General features: G+C 72.3%; 4 protein-coding genes and 1 pseudogene. 1 reads left to right on the top strand and 4 read right to left on the bottom strand.

Features of this window, described 5'->3' with window-relative positions; all coding sequences use genetic code 11:
• Positions 1-1,395: alpha/beta fold hydrolase (locus G3I65_RS49515; protein WP_160702649.1), on the bottom strand; the 1,395-nt coding region annotated here is incomplete at its 3' end.
• Between the two features lie 139 nt (positions 1,396-1,534).
• Between G3I65_RS49515 and G3I65_RS49510 the strand changes: the two genes are divergently transcribed.
• Complete coding sequence (locus tag G3I65_RS49510) at positions 1,535-2,905, top strand: FAD-binding oxidoreductase (protein WP_160702648.1); 1,371 nt, start codon at positions 1,535-1,537, stop codon at positions 2,903-2,905.
• Positions 2,906-2,936: 31 nt separating this feature from the next.
• On the opposite strand, the gene G3I65_RS49505 is transcribed toward G3I65_RS49510, so the two are convergent.
• From G3I65_RS49505 to G3I65_RS56765, 3 genes and pseudogenes are all read right to left on the bottom strand, one after another.
• Entirely contained in the window at positions 2,937-5,681 is a 2,745-nt protein-coding gene (locus tag G3I65_RS49505) for a bifunctional YncE family protein/alkaline phosphatase family protein (protein ID WP_160702647.1), read from the bottom strand.
• Between the two features lie 5 nt (positions 5,682-5,686).
• Positions 5,687-7,039 (bottom strand): ABC transporter permease, encoded by a 1,353-nt coding sequence (locus G3I65_RS49500; protein ID WP_160702645.1) that lies wholly within the window; start codon positions 7,037-7,039, stop codon positions 5,687-5,689.
• Positions 7,036-7,252: pseudogene (locus tag G3I65_RS56765) on the bottom strand (hypothetical protein); the annotation flags it as partial. The pseudogene G3I65_RS56765 and the gene G3I65_RS49500, both read right to left, overlap by 4 nt.

Below are 7,252 nucleotides of genomic sequence, written 5' to 3'. Positions count from 1 at the left end.
CGCCACGAGGGTGAGCGACGCGATCCGCGCCGGCTCGGCCAGCGCCGCGACCTGCGCGATCATGCCGCCGAGCGAAATCCCGACGACGTGCGCCCGCTCGACGCCGAGCGCGTCGAGCACGCCGAGCGCGTCCGCGGCCAGGTCCCGCAGCTCGTACGGCGGCTCCCCCGGCGGGTAGCTCACCGACCGGCCGGTGTCGCGGTGGTCGTAGCGGATCACGTACCGGCCCTCGTCCGCGAGCAGTTCGCAGAACCCGGCGTCCCACGCCAGCATCGACGCTCCCGACCCGGCCACCAGCAGGATCGCCGGGTCCGCGGGGTCGCCGAAGGTCTGCACGCAGAGGTCGACGCCGTTGGCGCGCACGACCCGGTCGCGCGACGGCACGGGCGCGTCCGACGGCAGGTCGTCGAGCAGGTCGCGGAACACCGCGGCGTACGCGGCCCGCTCGGCCCGCATGCCGTGCGTGCGCCGGACGTGCTCCTGGCCGTGCCGTCGCAGCCGCCGGGCCAGCACGTCGTCGTCGAGCAGCCGCCGCACCTGGGCGTGGAAGCCGTCGCGGTCGGCGAAGACCAGGCCGGTCACGCCGTCCTCGACGAGGCACGTGTTGCCGGGGATGTCCCGCACGACGACGGGGCAGCCGACGTCCATGGCTTCCAGCACCGAGTTCGGACTGCACTCCGACGTCGACGTGTTGAGCACCGCGGTCGCCTCGCGCATCGCGGCGTGCAGGTCGTCGCGGGCCAGCGCGCCGACGTACCGCACCGCGGGGCTGTCCCCGCACCGCCGCCGCACCATGGCTTCGTAGTCCTCGTCGTAGGAGACGCCGGCGATGACGAGCCGGACGCGCTCGTCCTCTTCGTGCAGCCGCTTGACGCAGTCGATCGCGAACAGCGGGTCCTTGACCGGCCGCAAGCCCGCGGGCAGGAGCAGCAGCTTCGCGTCGGCGCCGACCCCGAGCGCGCGCCGCAGCGAGTAGTCCGACGGCGTCGTGCGCACGCCCTGGGGGATGTACCGCACCTTGTCGGCGACCTGCGGCCACAGTTCGCGGCTGCGCCGGACGAAGTCGTCGTTGAACGCGACCAGGCCGGCGGCGCGCTCGACCGCCTGGGTCATCACCTGGTGGAACACCGGTTCCAGCGCGTACTCGTTGAGGTCCGTGCCGCCCAGGACGAGCACGTACGGGAGCCCGATCTCGAGGAACGTGCTGCCGCTCAGGAGCGCGTGCGTGCCGACCATCGCGAGCACGTCGCCGTCCTCGGCGGCCGCGGTCACCGCGCCGTCGTGCGGCTCGAGCCGCACCGGGTGCCCGCTGGCGGACAGGTGCTCGGCGATGCGCCGCGTCGTCGTGTCGCCGCCGCTGGCCGCCGGGCTGTGGAGCAGGGCAAGCAGTTTCATTTCACCACCCCAGTCGGGAATTTCACCACTCGGAGAGGAAGCTGCGGATCAGAGTGGCAGCTGCGCGTCAAGGGGAACGTCTCCTCGATTGCCCGTGCGAAACACACGTCCGGCCGGGTGCGTCGGATAGGTTCCGGAGGTGCTGATCGACGATCTGACCGCCGCCCTGCCTGCCGACCGGCTGGTCCGCGACCCCGACGTCGCGCGGAGTTTCGCCCACGACGAAGCCGAGTGGGCGCCGTACGCCCAGCCCGCCGTGGTCGTGCGCCCGCACACCGCCGAAGAGGTCCAAGCCGTGGTCCGGGCCTGCTTGAAGAACCGCACGCCGCTCGTCACCCGCGGCGCCGGAACCGGGTTGTCCGGCGGCGCGAACGCCGTCGACGGCTGCGTCGTCCTGGTCACCGACCGGCTCACCGCCGTCAAGGAGATCAACGAGCTGGAGCGGTACGCCGTCGTCGAGCCCGGGGTGGTCAACGACGACCTGCGGGCCGCGTGCGCCGAGCGCGGTCTCTGGTACCCGCCCGATCCGGCCAGCTCACCGTGGTCGACGATTGGCGGCAACGTCGCCACCAACGCCGGCGGCGTCTGCTGCGTCAAGTACGGCGTCACCCGCGATTACGTACTGGGCCTGCAGATCGTCACCGGCACCGGCGAGCTGGTCCGGCTCGGCAGGCGCACCGCCAAGGGGGTCGCGGGCTACGACCTGACCGGGTTGCTGGTCGGCTCCGAGGGGACGCTGGGCGTGGTCACCGAGGTCACCGTCCGGGTGCGGCCCGCCCGCGCCGCCGAGCGCACGATCGCCGGGTACTTCGACACCACGGTCGCCGCGGGGAAGGCCGCCGCCGCGGTAGCCGCCCGCGGGGTGCTGCCGTCGGCGCTGGAGCTGGTCGACCGGCACTGCCTCGCCGCCGTGGACGAGTGGAAGAACATGGGCTTGAGCGCCGATGCGAACGTCGTCCTGCTCGCCCGCACCGACGCGCCCGGGGCGCTGGGCGAGCACGAAGCCGCGGAGATCCTGGCGTGCTTCGAACAGGCCGGGGCGACGTGGGCCGCGCGGTCGACCGACCAGGCCGAGGCGGACGCGCTGTTCGCCGCCCGCCGGCTCGCCTACCCCGCGCTCGAACGGCTCGGGCCGCTGCTCACCGAGGACGTCTGCGTCCCCACCCAAGCCGTGCCCGAAATGCTCGCCCGCATCGACGCCGCCGCGCAGCGCCACGGCGTGCTCATCGCGAACGTCGCGCACATCGGCGACGGCAACCTGCACCCGCTGCTCGTCACGCCGGCCGGGGACCAGGAGGCGAAGAAGAACGCCCAGGCCGCGTTCGAGGACATCATCGCCGGCGCCCTCGACCTCGGCGGCACGGTCACCGGCGAGCACGGCGTCGGCCTGCTCAAGCAGCCCGGGCTGGCCCGCGAACTGGGCCCGGAGGTGCTGGAGCTGCACCGCGCGGTCAAGCGGGCCCTCGACCCGCACGGCATCCTCAACCCCGGCAAGGTGTTCCCGTCGTGAGGGGGAGCAGGCCCCCTCACGACGGGGTCGCTCAGCCGTCCGACTCCGCGGCGGGGAGGTAGGCCCCCGGCACCTGCGCGGGCGCGAACACCTGGTTCTCACCCGGGTACGGCAGCTGCCAGCCGTGCGTCTGGTACCACGTGAAGTGGTTCATCTGCGCGGGGTTGGCGTAGTCGGCAACGGCGTCCGGGCCGGTCAGACGCTGGTGCGTCGTCCACTCCTGCCACTGCGCCGCCACCTGCTGCTTGTCGGCGGGCACCGCCGACGACGGCACCGGCGCCGCGGCCGGGTTCGCCGCGGCCGGGGTGTCCGGCCCGCACGACGGCTGGGTCTTCAGGCCGTCGGTCAACGACGTCCGGTTCGGCAGCGCGGTGAACGGCGTGAAGTCCGGCTTCTTCGTGAAGGCCGCGCTCATCGGCGTCGCCGCGCTGTCCTTCTGGTTCATCGGCTTGACCCCGAGGATCTGCTCGATCGTCCGGATCATCGTGATCTGCGAGTAGTAGTGGCTGTCGACGACGCCGTGCTGGGCGTACGGGCTGATGATCTGCACCGGCGCGCGGTGCCCGTCGACGTGGTCCAGACCGGCCTGCGAGTCGTCCTCGACGACGAAGATCGCCGAGTCCTGCCAGTACTGGCTGTGCGAGATCTCGTCGACGATGCGGCCGACGGCGAGGTCGTTGTCGGCGACCTGGGCGGCCGCGTTCGGCGGGCCGCCGGTGTGGTCGCTGGACAGCCAGAACATGTTGAGGTTGGCCGGCCCGTTCTTCTCGAAGTCGTTCTTCCAGATCTGGTACCGGTACACGTCCGGCACCGAGGTGTCGAACTTCGGGAAGCCCGGCACGGAAACGTTGTTCAGCGACGGGATCGGCGACGACGACACCAGCGGGTACGCCGTCGGCTCACCCGTGGCCGCCATGTTCTTGGCGTCGCAGTACAGGTTCTGCCAGCTCGCCCCGGCGGGCTTGGTCAGGAACTGCTGGAACTCGCCGAAGTCCCGCACCGACTTCCCGGCCGCCTGCGCGCCGGTCCAGAGGAACCCGGAGCTCTGGTGGCCGAGCGCGTCGTCCTCGGTGTCGTAGCTGCGCAGGTACTCCCCCGCCGACGACTCGGTGTACTCGGGGTTGTCGGCCTGCATCAGCCAGTTGTGGCCCTCGGCGGAGTTCGTGCCGATGTCGTAGGTGTTGTCGTACAACCCGAACTGTTTGGCCAGCGCGTGCTGGTTCGGCGTCACGTTCTCGCCGAACTGGTTCACGGTGGGGTCACCGTTGCCGCGCGCGTCGTCGCCGAAGACCTGGTCGTAGGTCCGGTTTTCCTTGACCAGCAGGAAAACGTGCTTGATCGTCGACGGGTCGCCCAGGCGCGCGGGCACCGGCACCGGGCTGCGGTGGCCGTTGTCGGTGGCGAGCTGGACGGAGTTGTCCGTCCAGCCGTTCTGCTTGAACACCTGCGCGGTGTAGCCGCGGATCGCGTGGTCGTCGGGCAGCCGGAACTTCTGCAGGCTCGACGTCGTGTCGTGGGTGCCGTGCCCGGCCGCCGTCGTCGGGCGGCGGGCGTCGATGCCGCGGGTGTTGGAGACGAGGACGTCCGGGCCGACCGTGGTGATCGCGGTCGGGAAGTAGTCCGTCGGCAGCAGCCCGACGTAGCTCACCGGCTCCTGCGCGCTCTGGAAGCGGTAGACGGCAACGGCGTTGGCGCGCCCGAGCGTCACCAGCAGGCGCCCGTCACCGGTGAGCGTGACGCCGTCCGGCTCGTACCCGACCGACGCTTCCGGCCACGGCTGGGTCGCGATGGTCTGGACGACCTTGTCGCGGCCCGGGTCGATGACCGAAACCGTGTTGCTCGCGGTGTTCGTGACGAACAGCGCGCCCTTGGCCGAGTACACCGCGGTCGGGTGCAGGCCGACGTCGATGCTCTTCGGCGCGGCGGCCGTGTTCGCCAGGTCGATGACGCTGACCGTGCCGCTCGTGGTGGCGCCGGTGAACTGGCTGGCGGGCACCTGGGTGTTGTAGGAGTTCAGCGTCGGCTCGCCGGGCTGGGCCGGGTGGCCGCCTTCGTTGCTGACGTACAGCTTGGTCCCGACGCGCACGAGGTCGCGCGGCGCGTTGCCGACGGCCCAGCTCTGCTTGATCGCGCCGGTCGCCGCGTCGAGGGCGACGACACGGTTCTGGCCGTTGACCGCCGAGTACACAGTGGACCCGTCGGGCGAGAAGACCGCCTGTGCCACCAGCGCGTGCTTCGGGCCGTCGGCGGGGATCTTGACCGCCGCCGGCGCGGCCACGGTGCCGTCGGGGTTCACGGTGAACTTCGTGTAGCCGTCGGTCTGCGCCAGCCAGAGGCTCTTGCCGTCCGGGGAGTACGACGGGCCTTCCTGCCCGACGTCGTTGCCCGCGATGCGCAGGTTCGCCGTCGCGGAGTTGCCGACGAGCTGCTGCACCTTCCAGCTCTTGAGGTCGGCGATGGTGAGCGCGATGCCGCCGTCGGCGGTCAGCGCGGCGAGGTGGGTGCCGTCCGGGCTGACCGAGGACGCCATGATCTTGCCGTTGTTCACGACCAGCCGGTCGCCGATCGGCTTGAGGTACTGGTCGGCGGAGACGACCTGGCCGTTCTCGGTGACCTGGCCGACCTGGTCGGTCCCGAACTGCGCCGTCGACGCGACACCGACTCCGGTGCCGGTGGCGACGAGCACGAACGTGACGGAACCGGCCGTCGCGTAGCGCAGCCGTCGGCCGCTGCTCCGGCTCTTCCCGGCACGCCGTCTGCGGCGGGTTACCTGCATCGGGGTTATCCCTTCGTGGTGGTGAGCAGCTCGACGTTGGCGTCGAACTGCCAGAGCGGGTTCGGCTGGTCCCCGTCCGGGGTCCGCACCTGGAAGTAGCCGTTCACTTCCTTCGGTCCGTCGCCGTCGGCGACGTACCGCCCGTCCGAGGTGACGTCGAGCTGGTAGACGGCCGATCCGGTCGCCTCGACGCCGGGGAGGTGCCAGGAAACGACGCAGCGCCAGTCGTTCCCGGGTCCTTCGGCCGCGACCAGCCCGTCGCCCTTGGTGCACGCGGCGGTGGCCCTGAGCTGCGCTTCGGTGACGTCGGGGCGGTTGAGCTGCGCGGTCTGCAGCCGGTAGAGGTGGGCGAACGCCGTGGCGACCGACCGCTGCACCTTGTCCTGGTCGATGCCCGACCCCAGCGCGGGCCCCGACGCGGCGATGACGGCGGCGGTCACGGCGAACAGCGCGACCGGCGGCAGCGCCCCGACGGTGAACGCCCGGCGGCCCGTGCCGTCGTGGGCGGGGTTGGTGAAGTCGCGGCGGAGGAAGAGCACGTACGCGAGCGCGGTCGCGAGCACGGCCCACGCGAGCCCGACGCCGACCCCGATCAGCAGCGGCCCGAGCTGCCGCGGCTCGGTGAACAGGCCGTTCCAGGAGACGAAGGCGTAACTGGGCAGCGCGAGCCGCACGGCGACCGGCAGCGGCAGCAGCTGCGCGAGCCCCATCGCGAGCGCGACGACGGCGGGCAGCAGCAACCCCAGCGGCGACCGTCCCCCGAGAACGGACCCGAGCAGCCCGACCCCGGCGAGCGCGAGCGTCGGGGCGAGCACGCACACCCACGCGAGCACCACCTGCCCGGCGGCGTCCCCGGCCGCGAGCAGGTGCCCGTCGAACCCGACGAGCGGCCGGCTCCCGACGGCGACCAGCCCACCGACGGCGCTCGAGATCCCCATCCCGGCGACGAGCACGACGATGACGGTCAGGCTGGCGAGCGCCTTGGCGACGAAGATCCGCCGCGCCGACCGCACGGCCACCAGCAGGTGCCGCCACGTCCCGAGCCGATCCTCGGCGGCGAACACGTCCCCGGCGACGACCGAGGTGAGCAGCGGGAGGGCGTAGCTGCCGGCGAACCCGAGCATGACGAGCGGGCCGGCCCAGCCGCTGGCGTTCATCCAGCGCCCGAAGAGGGTGTCGACGGGCAGCGAGCTTTGCTGGCTGACGGCGGCGACGAAGACCGCGGGGGCGAGCCAGCAGGCGAGGATGAGTAAGCGGATGCGCCAGGCGGCGAAGAGCTTGACGAGTTCGAACCGGTAACCGCGCAGGAGCGCGACCGGGCGGGCGGCGGGGAGGGGAGCCGTGGTGGTGGCGGTCATCGGGTGCGCTCCTGCTGCGGGGCTTGGTCCGAGCTGTGGGTGGCGGTGGTCATCGGGGGCGCGGCGGGGTGGGAGGTGCGGGCCACCGGCGAAGACGGCGCGGACATCGGGCGTGCGGCGGGCCGGAAAGCGGGGACCACCGCCGAAGACGGTCGCGCCCGCGCGGCGAGGCCGCCAACCGGCGCCGACATCGGGCGCAGTTCCGGCCGCGCG

Origin of the sequence: Amycolatopsis sp. SID8362, assembly GCF_010550475.1 — a bacterium.
GTDB lineage: Bacteria > Actinomycetota > Actinomycetes > Mycobacteriales > Pseudonocardiaceae > Amycolatopsis > Amycolatopsis eburnea.
The sequence above is the reverse complement of the archived record's forward strand: the minus strand, read 5'-3'. Positions and strand labels throughout refer to the sequence as shown.

Coding starts and splice junctions, on each gene's coding strand:
- G3I65_RS49505 (WP_160702647.1), bottom strand. CDS start 5,681: ATGCAGGTAACCCGCCGCAGACGGCGTGCCGGGAAGAGCCGGAGCAGC.
- G3I65_RS49500 (WP_160702645.1), bottom strand. CDS start 7,039: ATGACCGCCACCACCACGGCTCCCCTCCCCGCCGCCCGCCCGGTCGCG.